General features: G+C 67.0%; 8 protein-coding genes. 2 read left to right on the forward strand and 6 right to left on the reverse strand.

Annotated features, from left to right (window positions below):
• Positions 1-310 precede the first annotated feature (310 nt).
• The 6 genes from CVM52_RS12145 to CVM52_RS12170 form a co-directional block, all read right to left on the reverse strand.
• Positions 311-3,493 (reverse strand): helicase-related protein, encoded by a 3,183-nt coding sequence (locus CVM52_RS12145; RefSeq protein WP_100162765.1) that lies wholly within the window; start codon positions 3,491-3,493, stop codon positions 311-313.
• Entirely contained in the window at positions 3,486-5,330 is a 1,845-nt protein-coding gene (locus CVM52_RS12150) for a phospholipase D family protein (protein WP_100162766.1), read from the reverse strand. Before CVM52_RS12150 ends, CVM52_RS12145 begins: the two co-directional genes overlap by 8 nt.
• Positions 5,320-6,489, reverse strand: a complete 1,170-nt coding sequence (locus CVM52_RS12155; RefSeq protein ID WP_092370915.1) for a DUF6361 family protein — start codon at positions 6,487-6,489, stop codon at positions 5,320-5,322. Before CVM52_RS12155 ends, CVM52_RS12150 begins: the two co-directional genes overlap by 11 nt.
• Positions 6,489-9,632 (reverse strand): UvrD-helicase domain-containing protein, encoded by a 3,144-nt coding sequence (locus tag CVM52_RS12160; RefSeq protein WP_100162767.1) that lies wholly within the window; start codon positions 9,630-9,632, stop codon positions 6,489-6,491. Before CVM52_RS12160 ends, CVM52_RS12155 begins: the two co-directional genes overlap by 1 nt.
• On the reverse strand, positions 9,629-12,220 hold the full coding sequence (locus CVM52_RS12165) for a PD-(D/E)XK nuclease family protein (protein WP_100162768.1): 2,592 nt from the start codon (positions 12,218-12,220) through the stop codon (positions 9,629-9,631). The genes CVM52_RS12160 and CVM52_RS12165 overlap by 4 nt, the downstream gene beginning before the upstream one ends.
• A gap of 72 nt (positions 12,221-12,292) precedes the next feature.
• Positions 12,293-13,288: a helix-turn-helix transcriptional regulator gene (locus CVM52_RS12170; RefSeq protein WP_100162769.1), complete on the reverse strand. Its 996-nt coding sequence runs from the start codon at positions 13,286-13,288 to the stop codon at positions 12,293-12,295.
• 153 nt (positions 13,289-13,441) lie between these two features.
• Between CVM52_RS12170 and CVM52_RS12175 the strand changes: the two genes are divergently transcribed.
• Together CVM52_RS12175 and CVM52_RS12180 are read left to right on the forward strand one after the other, a co-directional pair.
• Entirely contained in the window at positions 13,442-14,635 is a 1,194-nt protein-coding gene (locus tag CVM52_RS12175) for a metallophosphoesterase family protein (protein ID WP_100162770.1), read from the forward strand.
• The coding region (locus tag CVM52_RS12180; protein ID WP_172720991.1) for an AAA family ATPase at positions 14,632-16,377 on the forward strand (1,746 nt) is incomplete at its 3' end. The genes CVM52_RS12175 and CVM52_RS12180, both read left to right, overlap by 4 nt.

The raw sequence follows: 16,377 nt of genomic DNA on the forward strand, positions 1-16,377 counted from the left end.
CTGAACACTTCACGTATTTGCAAGGACGAGTGACGCGACCCTAATTGGGTTCGTTCACACCCTGCAAGCTCGTAAGCTCTCGCTCTCGAGAGTATCTTCGCCCATGTTCGGCTTCTGCAACATTGGGACAGATTAGGGTGATTTGTCCGGGTGGGGAGGATGCAGAAATTTCCAGCCCCTCTAAAGACCGGATGCCCGCTTTCCGGCTCCTTCGCTTGACGGCACCAGGGCATGCGTCCTGTCGGAAAAAGGGTAACTGCGGGTTGAACGCCGTCTGTGCGATATAGTTGAAATGATTACTGAGCACCGTTCAGACTGGCCTCAGGCTAATTTGTAGTTCGGACAGATCAATGTGTTCTACTGACCTGTCCAAGCCTTCAAGGAACGAGATCAGATCATCTTGGCGCGGCTGGCCGAACGCCAGGCGATACAGCGCAACGGACCTTTTGAGCCACCCGAGGAGCGCGGTTTCGCGGCTGTAGGGGAGCGAAAGTGCGAAGCGCTCGATGCCGGTCGGGCCATCGAGGAGCCAGAAGGGTTCCATGTCTCCGGGTCGAACGGCTTGATCGTGCGCCGTATGAAACATACTGCGCCACGGATCCCCTACGGGCGCCCTGCTCCGGAGGGTGTGCTCGAACCTCGCGGCAAGGTTCAGCCTGACAGCATGGTTCTTGTAGCGGTGGACACGGCCTTCGCGCTGTTCCAGGTCCACCGGGTTCGAGGGCAGGTTCCAATGCACCAGCCTGTGGCAATAGGGATGAAAGTCGAGCCCTTCCTGCCCGACGGAGGTGGATGCCAACACAAACGGCCGGAACGGCGAGTTGAAGGCGGTGCGAACCGTGTCTGTCCGCTGCGCGCCGTCCTCCTGGCCCTGTTGCAGCAGGCGCGTCGCAAACCGGCCACGCATCCGCAGACCCGGGGTGATCTCCAGGCGATCGCGGTGCGCCCGATAGCGCTTGATTTCGATCTGTGCGGGCTTGAGGGACAGGGTGTCATCGACGGTCTCCGCCAGAACAGCAACGGCATAGGCCGGTTCGGCGTCCATCAGCCCCTCGGCCTCCATCAGGACGTGCAGGTATTCGTCGAGAACCGATTGCAGGTCATGCTCTGCGCAATGATGGAGGACCGTTTGCCAGTAGACGTCATCGGTTCCGGTCCGCAACAGAGCCAGGCTCTCCGGCTGGTTGAAAAGGCCCCGAAAGGCCATGCCGATCCGGGTCGCCGCGTTCAGCATAGCGGGATGGTCCAGGTCAAGGGTGGGCACCACGCGCCGAAGGGCGCGCAGCGCGCAGGTGGCTGGGCTGCCAAGGGCGAGGTCCGCCACGTGGTCCACCAGGCGATCCCGGTCCGGTTGCCCATGCAACGTGTCGGCTCGGGCCGCTGCGCTGAGCGCGTTAAGGTGATCGTGCCACGCGTCCTGACCGTCCGCCCGCACGATGTCGGTCAAAATGTCGCCAGTTGCCAACCATGTGGCGAACGTCTCCGAACGGACATCCAGCGCGGCGGCACAGGCCCAGTCCCAGGTCAACGCCCGTTCAAGGTTTTCGTCGTCTGTTTCCGTTTCGCCGTCGCCCATATGAGCGGTGAAGCCTCCACGCTGAACTGCACGAAGGCGGCCCTCAAGCGATGACGCCAAGTCTTGCAGCCGATCGATGGCGTGTTTGCGCATGGCTGACGCGTCTGGCAGCGGCCCCGAGGATCGAAAGATTTCAAGCGGATCGACCGTGGAGGCAAGCGTTGGAGACGGAATGACCAGGGGCAGGGCGCGCAAGCCCGTCAGGCGATCCCTGTTGCGCCGGAAGTTCAGCAATTGCGGATGCCGCGCGGTGTAGCTCCGCCCGGTCCGTCCCATCCCCATCATCCGCTCGCTGTCATAGGAGAGCAGCGCGGCGATGGCGTCCGGCACCATCGCCCATTGGGAAAAGATCAGCATCTTGCTCGCCGTCACGCGCGGCCCGAAATAGGGCAGGCTGGGCGGCATCCAGAGCCGTTTAGCCATGTCGTCCCGAAAGGCGATCTCCTTCAGCGCGCGCATGCGGCCGTTGTTTTCGGGAATGGGGCGATAGGATTCGATGGCATCCGTGTCGATCTGGGCCGCCCCCGCGTCCCGGATCGCGGCCAGCAAGGCCTCGCCCGGGTAATCCTTGAGGTGATCGAGGCGCTGTCCAAGCTTGTAGTCGCGCAGGAAGCTGAGCAGGTAGGGTGCCGATTTCCAGTATTCCACTGTGCCTGGCGCATCCGCGGCATCGGCGACACGGGCCACCGCGCGGGCTTCAATCAGGTCGGCCGGTTCCACGGTCACTGGCACATCGACGTCGCGCATCATGGCGTCGCGCTCGGCTGTTTCGGCCACGCGTTCCGTCCGGGCGATTACGCTGCGCAAAGTGCCTTCGATCCCGGTCTTGATGGTGCAGGCATCATCGAAACTGCCTGGCAGGCCCTGCATAGCCAGCCGGTAGCGGCGCATTTCGGTCTCCAGCTCAGCCCGGACCGATGGCCCGCGCTCGCCATAGAGGAAACTCAGGACATCCAGGAACTCGCGGTAGTGATCGCCGGCGTCGGCCTCGTCGTCACGCAGGGACAGCATCCGGTAGGGGGTCGCGGACAGCAGAAGGACCTTGGACTGGTTGCCGTCGGGGTCGATGGCGTCAAAGAGCTTGCGCGCAAGATCGGCGGCCTCTCCTTCGCCGTGCAAAAGCTCGGTGAAGCGCTGGAATTCGTCGAGAACGATCAGGTCGGGCTCCAGAGCCTCTGCGCTTTCGCGGGCGAGAATGGTGCGCAGCTGGCCGACGATGCTTTCCCGGCGCCTGTTCAGATCGGTGTCGTTCCTACGCAGCCCCTTGTAGCATTGCGCGCACGCTTCAAGCTCGTGCAGCAGATCGGGGCGGGCGGCGACGGCATTCTCGAACCTTGCCGCGATCTGTGGCTCGACCGGCTGCTGGTCGATCCAGGCACGCGTCTGCCGCCATCCAGCCGCGCCGGCATACCCTTGCAGCATCCTGGCCACGGCACGGCGATCGTCCAGCATGTTCCAGATCAGACGCAGGATCAGCGCACGTTCCTGCTTCATGCCGCCGCCCTGTTTCAGATCCAGCGAGGTGCCTGGTGTCAGGCTGAAGAAGTTGACCCCCTCGCGCTTGATCCCGCCGGCCTTGGCCAGTTCCAGGGCAAGCATGGTGAGGCGTGTAGGAAGGACCCGCGTGCGATCGCCGCCCATCACGTTCAGACGCGCGACGTTCTGCTTCGCAATGGCCCCGTTCGAGCAGATATACACAATGTCGATGCGCGGCACGCTGTCCTGTAGCGCCTCGATCGTTCGCGCAATCACGCCACGGGCCACCATCGTCTTGCCAAGCCCCACCTCGTCGGCAACCAGGAAGTGGCGCACCGCGTCGGTGTCGCTCAGCAGCCGCTTGGCGACATAGTCGACGGTCTTGCGCTGAAACGCCTTGAGGGGGCGCAACGCGTCATCGGACACGAACCGGTCAGTCATTGCGCTGGTCCTTTGGCATCACAGCGCGAAATGTCTCCCAAAGGTGCAGGAATTCATTCGGGATAATCTCGCTTCGGCCGGTTTGCGGGTCGCTGAGCCGCGTGACAAGCCGTTCGATGTCGCGCAACTGTCGCCCGTCGCCCGTCAGCGCACGGACCATGTCCTCGAGGATGGGTGCATCCCGGCCGGTTCCGAAAACTCCAGACAGGGTACCGCCCTTGCCTGCGGCGAACAGGGCCTTTGCGGCCTCGGAGACGTCGCCCAGCAACAGGCGGATGTATCGCAGGAAGGCATCCTGGTTCTCGATCAGTGCGCGCAGGATTTCGGCGGTTCGGGCGTCAGGCAGGTCGACGAGATCCGATCCAAGCGTGAAATATTGCTCAAGGCCGGTCAATTCATCCACCAGCCTGACTCCGATCCAGCGCGTTACATCCCTGAGCGGCAGCCTGCCAAGCAGATGTTCCCGGGCATCAAGGGCCGTCAGGCCGATACCATGTTCGATACCCACGACGACGGGCCAGATCCGCAGGCCGATCCCGTCGGGGATAATGATTTCCGTCTGCGCCGAGAGGTGCAAGAGGATGCGTCCCTCGTCGTCTTCTTCGCACCGCAGGATCGGACCCGACCCGGCGAGGTCACGTCGCAGTTTTTCAAGGCGCGCCTCGGCGGCGTCCTCCTTCGCGGTATTGACAGGCTCAAACGGCACGAACTCGCGCAAGAAGCGGCCGAGGCGCTCCGGCGATAGCTGGTCTTCCATCGTGCGCAGATGATCGGTGTAGCCAGTCAGGGTTGCAAAGACCTCGACGTTGTTGCCGCTGATGAGGGCCGGCGTAGTGGCATTGCCCGATCCCATGGTGATTTCGGTGCTCTTGTAGCGTTCCGTGATGAAGGCCTTGGCATGCAGGCCCCGGGTGGGGACTGGGCCACGCAATGGCTCATCGCTTTCCTCGCCGTCCTCGGTTTCGGCCATTTCGTCCAGGACAAGGCGCTTTCCGAACCGCGCCAGCGTTTCCGGGGAAAGCAGCGCCATTTCCTCGGCCCGACCGAGGAGGCAGGCATTGGCGGGGTCTACGCCCCGGCTCAGGGCCGACAATGCGCCATCCGTGACAAAGGGCGAAATGATGCCCAGTGTGCGGCCAACCTGCGGACGCCAGACCCGATCGCTCAGCCCGTTCACAGCAAAGCTGATCTTGTTGACGTGCCTCGGGTAGTCCCATTCGGCGCGTGCAAGATCCTTGGCGAGGGAAGCGACCATCGACGCGACGTGCGCCGGGGCGGGCCGACCGGAGGCCATGCCGGGCAAGGCACTGACAAGCTCGACAAGCGGTGCGTTCTGGTCGCGTGCGTTCGCTGTCGCCACGCCGTCCAGAGACAGGGTCAGGTCCCAGGAGGCGTCCGTCGTCAGGTTGCGGGACAGCAAGGCCAGCCGCAGGCGCGGCCGCCCATGGCCGCCGATGGGAACGAACCGCAGGAACCATAGCTTGGGGTGAAAGGCGCCGTCGCGCGGGGCTGTTACCTCCGTCACGGTATCTTCGAGCAGCGCAGTCAGGCGGTTGGCCCCCTTGGGGACGGACTTGATCCGACCGGCCTCGCAGAAGATCGCGATGCGGGACGACAGGCGCTCCAACCCTTCAAGCAGCGCAAGCGGCGTGTCCAATGTCTCTTGCCTGTTTTCGGCAGCGTGAAAGGCCAGCGTCGCCGGGACAACGAGGGCCGTTTCAAAGTCCAGCGTATAGGTCGTCGCCAGCGCGGCATCGAGGTCATACCCCGCAGGCGCCCGCAGGATCTCGGCGTAAAGCGCGCGGTTTTCGGGATCGAGCGCAGCATTATTCTGCATCCACAAGATCCCTGACGTGATTGGTAACGACGGGTTTCCAGCGGAAGTTAAGCGGCGCTGTCCCCGACGCGCCGCTCCATCGCATCAGCGCGCTGTCGTTGCGGAAGCGTGACTTCGCGCCTTTCAGACGGGTTTCGCGGTCGCGGACAAGGGCGCGGGCGGTAGCATCGTTGCGCACGCCTCCGCCCGTTTCCAGCACGGTCTCGCGCCATGTTTCTATGAACCTGCGGCTGTGTGGTTTGACATCGTGGATTGTGTCCTGCGCCAAAAGCCAAAGATCCTGAAGGTCCCAATCGGTGAACAGGTCATGGGGGGTCTCGGCTTTCCACGTGTCGAGCATCGCGGAATAGGTCTCGACCCGATCATGCCAGCTGCTCTCATGCGCCCCCTGCATCTGCGCCGCCTTCTCCGACAGCATTAGATTGTAGAGCAGGGAGGCGCTGTGCATCAGACGGGAAAACCGCTCGGCATGACCGACGAGCGTCCTGATGTGATTGGGCCAATCAGCGCGCGAGGGATGCTGCCAGATCATGTCGCACTCGGCGGCGCTCGCCTGGCGGGACAAGAGCGTGAACAGGCTGTGCGGCGCGTCCTGTGCCAGCCGGTCCCGCAGGAAATCGGCCTCTTCCGTCGAAAGCGGAAAGGTCGCCGTGCTGTCCGGGGATGACAGGAAATCGTCTGGCGCGGGCGGCAATCCATTGGCCCAGAGCGTTTGCGCTTCGCCCGGGGTCGCCTCGAGACAGGCATTGCGACTGCCCTGGAAGCGCCGGATGCCGAGCGTCAGCAGGCCCGCCCAGTAGACGTCGCTGGGCAGACGCTTCAGCTTTTCCCGTGCTGCGCTGCCGATGACGTTCTGCGTCTCGCCGCCGCGCACAAGTGCCTCGATCAGACGGATCTCAAGGGCACGCGCCAGCTCGCGCCGAGCGGCGGCCGTGCCCTTGTGCGTTCCGGCCATCCGGTAGATCCAGGGCACGAACAGCATGTAGCGCAACCGCGTCTGGATCGTCGATGTGCCGGGGAACATGAGGTCCGCAAGTGCATCGCGCACCGAACCGAGGCCAAGCTCGTCTCGGGTGTCTTCCTGACCGAAGAGGTCCATGATCCGGCGGGTGCGATCCCGGTCGGCCTGGTCGAAGTCGATCCATGCGAGAAAGGACATCAGGCCGGTTCCATAATCGGGGCGGTCGCAACGCTTAGCGTGCCCTCGCTCATCCAGTGGATGGCGACGCCCTGCAGCGGCTTGTCCGGCCAGCGCCTGCGGACCATGGCGGCATAGGCGGCCAGTTGCGGCTGGTAGGTGGCAAAGCGTTCGGTGGGGTCGGGGCAGGTGCCGGACTTGTGGTCGACGATCATCAGGCCCTGCGGCCCCTCGGCAAGACAGTCGAGGATGGCGTTGGTTTCGGAACCGTCCAAGGCGGTCTCCTGCAGCGGCAATTCGAAATGCAGCCTGTCATATCCCCGGTCTGCCAGCCAGCTGGTCAATGCCTGCGCCTGAGCGGCGATCTGAGTGATCGCATGGTCGGGAAGGCCGGTAGCTGCGGAGATCCGGTCGGTCAGGTCCGGTCGGGCGGCCAGCACGCGGAAGGCGAGATGCCAGGCGGTGCCGCGTTCGGTCGCGCTGCCGGTGCTGGTCTCCGTGACGCCCTCGGCCAGGCGCACCGTTTCCAGTAGGACGGCATGGGCCGGCTCCGGTTCGGCAAGGGTCGAGGGGCTGCGCCGCCAGGGCGTGCGTTTGGTGGCGAGAGGGCTGCGTGCCTTGCCGAAGCGGGTGTGGGTCTCGGCCGATGCGGCCCCTGAGGAAACCGGTTCGTCGGGAATGCCTTCGGCAACCCGCGAGGCAAAGGGCTGGCTCACGACGGTCAGCGTGCAATCGGCTGTCTCGAACCCGGCGCGGTCGCGCAGCAGGTCGACCATGCGTTCGGCAGTGTCGCGCGGCTTGGACTTCTCGCGCGGCATCACCAGGATCAGCCGGTCGCGCGCCCGAGTCAGCGCGACGTAAAGCTTGCGCGCCGCGTCGCGTTCATCCTCGGGGCGGCGGGCTTCGGTGAAAGGCTCCTGCGATTCCGGCGCGGCGAAGTCTGGCAGGTAGCCCAGGCCGGCATGGTCCAGCACGTTGTCGAGATCGTCGAAGCCATCGAACTCGGCCCGCAGAGTGCCCGGGCGTTCGGCGATCTTCTGGTCCAGTCCGGCGACCACGGTGATCGGCCATTCGCGGCCCTTGGCGGCGTGCCAGGTGCAGATTTCGATGCCCGAGGAGGACCAGCCGTCCGGGTCGGGATGGCGGTCCCAATCCCTGGCGGTCTGGGATGCGATCCAACCCAGAAAGACCTGCACCCCGGCGCCGTGGAAACCAGCGGCGGCGCGCAGGTCGTGCGCCATAATGTCGAACTCCTGCGCCTCACCCTCGAGCCGGGCGAGGTCGGCCAGCGCCTGCGCGGGCTGCGCCAGCCCGGCGGCCCAGTCGCGCAGGCTGGTCACGCGCATCACATCGGCCAGGGTCTCGCCCACCGGGCGGGTGGCGATCCCGTCATTGAGCGCGTGCAGGGGGGCGAGAGAGACATGTGCGCCCAGCACCCCATCGACGGCGTTGTGCAAGGCATCCTCCAGCGGCACGCGCGGCGGGCCGAGCGTCAGCCAAGTCAGCGCGGCGTGGCTGTCCTCTGGGTCGGCGGCAAAGGCCAGGGCGGCGCGGGCGGCGCGCATTGCGAGCGAGCTTAGCCAGCCGTCCTGTTGGATGCGCACCGGCAGGCCGTGAGCCTCCAGAGCCGCAGCCGCCGCGCTGGCCTTCTGGTGTGTATAAGTCAGCACGGCCACGTCGCTGGGTCGGGCGGGGCGCATGGTCTTCAGCGCCTTGTCGTAGACAGGCGTTTCTGCCTTCAGGATGTCGGCCACGCGGTTCGCAATACACTCTGCCGTGGTGTCCTTGCGGCCTTTCGGCAGGTCCAGAACCTCCAGCGCTGTCTCGCCGGTTTCGGCGCGCTGTGGGGCCAGAGGATTGTAGTTGTCGAAGAGTGTCGGGCCGAGGGTGTTGACCATCGCCATGATCCTCGGATCGGACCGCCAGTTGCGATAGAGCGGTGTGACAGTCTCCGGATGGGCGGCCTGCAGAGCTTCGGTCAGGCGCGGGTCGGCACCCTGGAAACCCATGATCGACTGTTTGGTGTCGCCCACGATGAGCGCGCGTTTCGCCCCGCGCGCCAGCCGCCAGAGCAGGGCGAACTGCACCGGGTTGGTGTCCTGGAATTCGTCGATCACCACGCAATCGATTTCGCCCAGCACGGCTTGGAGGATGTCGGGGCAGGCGCGCAGCAGAGTCTCGGCCTCGGCGATCATGTCGGCGTAATCGATCAGCCCGGCCTTGCGCTTGGCCTCCTCGTAGGCCTCCAACACCTCCTGCGCGCCGGTCACGAGCGCGCTCAGGTGCGCCTGCGCATCGGCCAGCGGGCCGGGATGGCGTGGCAGGGCATTTGCGACCTCCATGACAACGGCGGCGAGGTCGTCATAGCCTTCGGGGGTCGGTGCGCCACGTTTGGACTGCCGCAGGTCGCGCAGTTTCTGCCAGAGCGTCCAGTCCCGCGCCAGCACACCGTCCCGCGCCGCGAGCCGAAGGTCGCGGTGATTGTCCGAGAAGGACTTTACCGCCGATCCGTTGCCGTCGAAAAGCGGGGCGAGGCTGTCGGGGAAAGCCTCCAGAAGGTCCTGTACGGCACGTTGCAGCGACGCTGTGAGCGTCGCGCCGTCCGGCGCAACCGCGCCATAGCCCTCGGCCAGCGCGTCCAACGCCGGTTCAAGGATATCCGGCGACTGCCCGCGCGCGCCAAGGCCGCGAATCAGGTCCACTGTCCTTAGAACATCGGCCCGAAAGTTGTCCTCGGCGCTGGCCCCCGTGGCGAAGTCCCAAGCGTAACCGAACCGCCCCAAGTTCCGCATCAAGGGGTGCAAGGCGGTGCAGCGGGTCATCTCCAGCCGGATCAGCAGATCGCGTTCCGGCTCGCTCAAGAGCCGGCTTTCGGGTGAGCGTCCGGCAGCGAAGGCGTGTTCCGTCAACAACCGCTGTCCCAGGGCGTGGATCGTGCCCATGTAGGCGCGGTCGATCTCCAGCGCGTCTTCGAGTCGCCCGCGCGCCATCAATTCGCCGCGCACCCGGTCGCGCATCTCGGCCGCCGCCGCCTCGGTGAAGGTCACGGCAAGGATGCGGCCCGGAGACACCTCGCCCGTCTCGACCCATTCCCCCAACGTCTTCTGGATGTGGTAGGTCTTGCCGGCGCCAGCACCAGCGGGCACGAGGGACAGATCGGTCATTGCGCGTCCTCCTCTTCTTGCGTTTCCGGCAGGCAAAAGGCCGCCACCAGCGGGTTTTTCAGGGCATAGGCCTTGATGCCGCGCTCCTTATCGAAGGTCTTGGCGTCGCCTTCACGGTTAAGGCGGATTGTGCCCGCGCCAACCTCGGCGAGGACCTTGGCAAGGTGTTCCATCGCTTTCACGGCTGCATCCGCGCCGGCCGTCTCGACCCTTGGCACATCGACGCCATGGGCATCCGACAGGACAGTGCCGTCGCGCAGCATGTGGTAGGCGGTGACGACCTGCGCGCCCTCGGCCACCAGCCGGGTCAGCGCGGTGTCCTCCGAGGGCCGTTCCAGCATGGCGCGGTAGAGCGCCACCTGCAGGTCCCAGCCCCTGGCCATGCGCTCGCGCCGACCGCCCGCACTGGAGCGCTTGTGGTCGACCACGAGGATCCGCCCGTCGGGCAGCTTCAGCAGGCAGTCCGCCTTGCCATGCAGCAGCAGGCCGCCGTGATCGCCCTTCAATTCGATCTCGTTGTGCAGGACCTTGGCCCCGGTGTCGCGCAGGAAACCAGCCCAGGCGGTGCAGATATCCTGCGCCTCGCGCAGTAGGCTGGCCCGTTCCGTGGCCCAGGCGGCATCAGTCAACCAGCGCGCGTGACGGCGGATCGCGCTCTCGAGCACGCCGGGGACCGTCGTGGTCAGCGTGGCGTCATCCGGCACCGGCGCGCCCTCGGCATAGACATCCTCCAGCACCTGGTGCATCAGCGTGCCAAGAGTCATCACGTCGAGGGTCTCGGGCGCCCAGGCGCGGTCCTTGGCGCCGAGTTCGTCCAGCAGCCAGCCGAGCGGGCTGACCAGCAGGGTCTCAAGCCGCGACGGCGAATGCGGCAGCGGGCCATCCTCGGTCTCGCGCAGGCGCAGCAGATCGACGCCGGGTTTGTCCGGGGTGCCCAGGCCGCGCTGGATGTGAAGGACGCCGTTCTCGGGCAGGTCCGACGCGCCGCCCAGTCGCACGGGTTCCGGGCGGGTAGCGGCCACGGGCCAATGCTCGGGCGGGACGGCGCGCAGATCCTGAACCAACTCGGCGGGCTCTTCGGCACCCTGCATGTGGGCGATCAGGGCCAGCCCGGTCGAGGGGGACAGCCGGTTGCCGTGCAGGTCCACCGCGGGCACCAGCAGGCTCAGGCCCTCGGTCGCGGCGCCCAACTGACGGCGGAACAGGTCCAGCCCGCGCGCCAGCCTTTGTCGGCGGCCTTCCAGCAACAGGCCGCTGTCGCGGATCAGCGCGATCTCGCCCTCGGTGAAGAACGGGGTCGATCCCGGCAGACGGGGCCAGTGCCCGCCGGCCATGCCCAGCACGATCAGCTGGCGGACCGGACGCCAGGGCAGGGCGCTTTCGGTAAAGAACGAGACACCTTCAACGAACCGGTCCCGCCCCTCGGCGGCTTGCGGCCCCGGCGCGGCGAGGCGGCGCAGCAGGGGCCAGTCGATGGTTTTGTCCGTGACCGTCTTCAGGGGCGCGATACGCGGGGCCAATTCCACCCCGGGTGCGGCGCGTGCAAAGGCCCCAAGCCGCCCGAACAATTGCTCGGGCGTGTCGCAGGGGCGCAGGGCATCCAGCAGGTCACGGGCCGGGCCGTCCAGTTCCGACGCCGTGCGCGATTTGCCCCGGTCGATCACCTCGCGCGCCATCCTGCGCCCGGTCTCGGGCGACCAGGGCATCCCCGGCGCGACGTAGAGTGAGGCCAGCGCGGTGCGCGGCGCCGGGCCTTGCAGGAGCACCAGCAGCAGCGGAAGAAGCTCCCCGGTTGTATCGCGCCGCGCGTCCTGTTCCGGCAGTCCGGAGAGAGGTAGCCCGACCCTGTCAAAGGCTTCCCGCAAAGACAGCGCATAGGCGGGCCCGTCGGGCACCAGAAGGCCGATCTCGGATGCACTCTCCACTCGGCCCGCCTCCAGCATGGACTGGGCGAGGGCGGCAGCGAACTCAGTCTCCTCGCGCGGGTCGCGCAGCCCGTGGCATGCGATGGAACCGTCCGGCGCTATCTCGTCCGACCGCCGCCCGAGATGATCCTGAATGTGCCGCAGCGCGCTGCCCTCCTTGTCGGAGGACGATGCCGGCGGTGCCTCTGCAGCTCCGTGATGCGCGCGCAAGGTTCCCGCAAGTGCGCCCTCGGCCGGGGTGGCGAAGGGGCAATCGGGGGTGGCCAGCGGCAGCGCCTCGAGCGCATCGCCGGCCTTGGCGTTCAGCACGTGGCGCCAGGTATCCAGTTGGCCCGGCAGGGCGCCGAGGTCGCGCCAGAGGTCGCGCAGCGCGGCCAGGTGGCTGCGGGCGCGGCCCTCGGGCAGCGCCTCAGGCGAAAGATAAGAAGGGTCGAGATACGGGGTTGCATGGGCTACGGCCAAGAGCCCTGCCTCGACCGCCCGCGCGGTTTCCTCGGGCGCCGCCTCGAAACTCTCGGACCAGGGCGCGCCGGGGCCGAGGTGATCACCAAGGCGCAGATCGGGCCGTTGTGGCGAAAGGTAGACCTCGGCCAGCAGGTCATCCGTGACGGGGCGCAACGCGCCGGATTCCGGGGAGCGAGTGAGCAGGGGATCGATGCGCATGAGGTCTCATTTCGAATCGTTAACGGTGGTCTGCTGCAGGGTGGCGGCTTACGGTGGCAAAAGCTGTCAGGGTCAGGGTAGCGCCGGGAAATCGGTGCGGCGATGCCCGGCCACAATGTCGCGTAGCGCCTCCGGGGCCAGCACTTCGACGTCATCCCCCCATTGGTAGAGATGCCAGGCCATTTCGAGGTGCCCGGAGGCTTCAAACCTCACGATCAACGATCCGTCCGCTTCGTCGCGCACCTCCTGCGACGGGTGAAAGACGAACTGCCTTGCGACAGGTGCGGCCTCTGGCGAAAAGCGCCAGGCGACGGGTCCGTATTCGGCGTCGGAATGGAACGATCCGAAGGCCTGAGATGCGAATTCGCTCAGGTTGAAGGCCGTGTCGCGGGCAAAACTCTGGCCGGTGATCCGCGCCTTGCCAATGCGGTCCAGCCGAAAGCGCCGCATCTTGCCGTCGCCCGCGACGGGCCGGGCCACCAGGTATCGCCGGATGCCCAGTAACAACCCATAAGGTTCCAGCAACCGGTCGGACGTCCGGCTATCGGCCGAAGTATAGCTGATCTCGACGCTGAAGGGCGCGCGCAGCGCCTCGGTCAGCGTCCCCAGCAGGCGCAGGTCCGACACGACGCGCGGCCCGGGGCGAGAGGCGAAGCCCTGCGCTTCGAGCAGTGCCTCTGCGTCGGCCTCGGTCCGACGGGCTTGCGAAGACGGCATCGCCGCGAGCAGCCTTTCCCTGAGCGCGTTCAGCCGCTTCGCTTCATCCGGCGCACCGTCGCGCTCTGCACGCCGCGCCGCCATGTCGAGCGCGGCCAGTTCGCCGTCGCGGATCCCTTGGGCCTGAAGCCAGCGTGGGTCGGAACGGGGAAGGCGCCAGCGTCGCCGGCGTTCCGCATCTTCGTTCACTTCGATCTGTGGAAACGCGGCTTCGAAGGCGCGTGTCATCCGCTGTGCCGTGCGATGGTCGCACCCGAATTCCTCGGCGATCTCTTGCAAGGAAACACCTTCGAAACGCGCCGTGGCCATGTCCGCGAGGCGAAGCAGGTCGGTGGCCTTGCTGTAGGACATTTGCGGCTCCCGACGGGTGACAGGTTTTGACATCCTCTTTCGTTTCAATGACCCTGTCAACGAATCGTTGGGGCGTCGCGAATAGACGGAACTGATAGTCATGCGGAGAGTGCCCCGCTGCATGTCGGAGCCGCAAAACGAAAGGACCAGAGCATGAAGTTCCTGCACGCGGCAGATCTCCACCTCGACTCGCCGCTCAGGACCCAGGCGGCGCGCGACAGCGCGATGGGAGAAAGCCTGCGCGCGGCGTCGCGGCGGGTGCTGGCGCGGCTTGTCGATGCGGCCGTGTCCGAAGGCGTGGATGCCGTGCTCTTCGCTGGGGACACCTTCGACAGCGACGTGGCCGACGTCGCGAGCCGGGCCGCGTTGGCGACAGAGCTTTCGCGTCTCGCCCGCGCCGGCATCCCGGCGGTCCTGATCCAGGGCAACCACGACGCGCTGCTCGACCTCGACCGCTACGGACCGGTTTCCGATGCGCTGACGGTGCTGACGCCGGATGCGCCGACATTCCGTGTCGGCGAGGCTTCGGTCCACGGCATGGGCTTTACCGCGACTCACATGGCCGAAAGCCTGCTGCCCCGCTACCCGCGCCCCGATCGGGGGCGCTGGAACATCGGGCTCATGCACACCTCGCTTGACGGCGCTCCCGGGCACGATCCCTACGCCCCCTGCGCGCTGGCCGACCTTGTCGGGCACGGCTTCGACTATTGGGCGCTCGGCCACATCCACAAGCGCGCGGTGCATGAGGCCGAAGGGTCGCTCGTCGTGATGCCGGGTATCCCTCAAGGCCGCAGCATCCGCGAGACGGAGGGCGGGTCGGCCACGCTGGTTGAGATAGACCTGCAAGGCGTGCGTGCGCGTGAATTGCCGCTGGAACTGCTGCGGTTCGCCTGGGTGCCGGTGGACTTCGCGGGTGTCGCGGACCAGGGCGGGCGCGACGCGCGTCTGCGGGCGGCGCTGGAGGCGGTGGCGGAGGGCGGCGTGTTGATCGCGGCGCGGTTGGACGCGACGGGAAGCCCCACCGAGCTGGGCGACCCGCGTATGCTGGAGGCGCAGGCGCGCGAGGCGGCGGAGGCCGTGGCGGGGGTGTTCGTGGACCGCGTGAAGCTGCGCCCAGAGGCACCCGCGTTTAACGCGGAGGCGGCCGACGACCTCGCCACGCTCATGCGTGCCGATGCTGCCACGCCCGGGTTCCGCGACGAGGTGCAGGCGCAGCTGGAAGAAATCCGCGCTGCCCTGCCGGCCGAGATCCGTGACGTGCTCGGCGACGACCGGCTGGACAAGCTGATAGAGGCGGGCGTGGAGACGATGGCGCTTCGCCTCGGCACGGGGAGGACGGATCAATGAGACTCCGTCACCTCGACCTGATCCGGTACGGCCGCTTCACCGACCGGCGGCTGGACTTCGGACCCGGCGGCGGCGAGAGCGACGTCACCATCGTCTACGGCGAGAACGAGGCCGGCAAGAGCACTGCGTTTTCGGCCTGGCTCGATCTGCTCTTCGGCCTGCCGCTCCAGCATCCCTACGATTTCATCTATGCCCGGAAAGACCTCATGGTGGGCGCTACGCTCGACACGGAGGAGGGGCCTCTGACCCCGCGTCGCACGGGCCAGCGGCAAGGGTCGCTGACTGATGAGAACGGGCGCGCAGTGGACGAGCGGCGCCTCTCGCTGCTGCTCCATGGCCTCGATCGGGACGCATATCGCACGCGCTTCTCGCTCGACGACGCGGTGCTCCGCCAGGGCGGGGAGGAGATCGCGCGCGCCAAGGGCGACCTGGGCCAGTTGCTCCACGCCGGGTCGTCGGGACTCTCGGGCTTCGCGGATCTGCTGAAACAGGCAGAGGAAGAGGTGGAGGCGTTCCACAAGCCGCGCGGGCGGACGACGTTTCTCGCCGAAGGGCGCAACCGGCTGAAGGAGATCGACGCGGCGCTGGCCGCGGCGCGGCTGGACCCACGGCGGTTCGACGCCTTGCTGCAGGCGGTCGAGATCGCGGAGAGAGATTGCCGCGACGCCACCGCGGTCCGCGACGATGCCAGGCGCCAACTTGCCCTGCGGGAAGCCGCCGATCATCGCCGCGAGCTTGCCCGCCGCATCGACGAGGCGCGGGCGGCGCTCGCGGGCTCTCCCGACGGCCCCGACCTGCCCCGGGACGCAATGACGCGCGTGAGTGTGGCGGTGGATCGGACCGCGCAGGCGCAGGAAGCGAAAGCGGAGGCCGATGCCACGATCGCGCATGCCGACGAACTGCTTTCCGAGCTCGTGCCGGACCCCGAAGGCATCGCCATCGGCGAAATGCTCGCGGGGCTCGAAGATGCCCGGTTCGACGACGGCGAGTCGCTCGTCGCCCGCGCCAGCCTCGCCGATGCCGATCTCGGCCGACGAAAGCAGGAACGGGACAATGCGCGAGCAGAGGCCCGCCGCCTTGCCTCCGCGCTTGCCGGGGAGGGCGCGGAACCGGCCGAGGTGGTCTTGCCGCGGGACGTGCGAAACGGGATCCGTGAGGCGGGGCAGGATGTTCGCGAGACGGCCCGATCCCTGGATCAGGCGCAAAAGGCGCTCGAGGATGCGCGCGCCGAACTCGGCGAGGTGGAGGAAATGCCGGAGAGCGCAGAGGCGCTGGCCGATGCGCTCTGCGCGCTTGACGCTCTGCCGGACGATCCCGCGGCACTGGCCCGCGATCTGAAAGAGCGCGAGGCGGAGGCGCGCCGCAGCGCGGCCGGACTTCCGTCCGGCTGGCGTGATCTGGCGGATGCGGGGCTTCCGACCGCCGCCGAATTGCGCGAGGCGGAGCGGGCGTTGAAGGCGGCAGAGGATGACGTCTCCGCGGCGGCGGACAGGCTTCACGAGGCGCAGGAGAAGCTGGCGGGCTCCGACGCCGAGCTGGAAGGCGAAGGGCTGGTGGCGTCCGTCGTAACTGACGAAGAGATCGTCGTAACGCGCGCCGAGCGTGACCGGCTGTGGTCCTCGCACCGTGCCACGCTCGACGAGCAATCGGCCGAGGCCTTCGCGGCGGCGATGCGCGGCGACGACGACGTCCGCGACCGCCATGCGCGCAGCGCCGAGGGCCGAGTGCGCCTCGCTCGGGTG

Origin of the sequence: Pseudooceanicola lipolyticus, from assembly GCF_002786325.1 — a bacterium.
GTDB classification, from domain to species: domain Bacteria; phylum Pseudomonadota; class Alphaproteobacteria; order Rhodobacterales; family Rhodobacteraceae; genus Pseudooceanicola_C; species Pseudooceanicola_C lipolyticus.

Bases quoted from the DNA above. Each gene is read 5' to 3' on its own strand.
- CVM52_RS12145 (WP_100162765.1), bottom strand. From the start codon at position 3,493: ATGACTGACCGGTTCGTGTCCGATGACGCGTTGCGCCCCCTCAAGGCG.
- CVM52_RS12150 (WP_100162766.1), bottom strand. From the start codon at position 5,330: ATGCAGAATAATGCTGCGCTCGATCCCGAAAACCGCGCGCTTTACGCC.
- CVM52_RS12155 (WP_092370915.1), bottom strand. From the start codon at position 6,489: ATGTCCTTTCTCGCATGGATCGACTTCGACCAGGCCGACCGGGATCGC.
- CVM52_RS12160 (WP_100162767.1), bottom strand. From the start codon at position 9,632: ATGACCGATCTGTCCCTCGTGCCCGCTGGTGCTGGCGCCGGCAAGACC.
- CVM52_RS12165 (WP_100162768.1), bottom strand. From the start codon at position 12,220: ATGCGCATCGATCCCCTGCTCACTCGCTCCCCGGAATCCGGCGCGTTG.
- CVM52_RS12170 (WP_100162769.1), bottom strand. From the start codon at position 13,288: ATGTCCTACAGCAAGGCCACCGACCTGCTTCGCCTCGCGGACATGGCC.
- CVM52_RS12175 (WP_100162770.1), top strand. From the start codon at position 13,442: ATGAAGTTCCTGCACGCGGCAGATCTCCACCTCGACTCGCCGCTCAGG.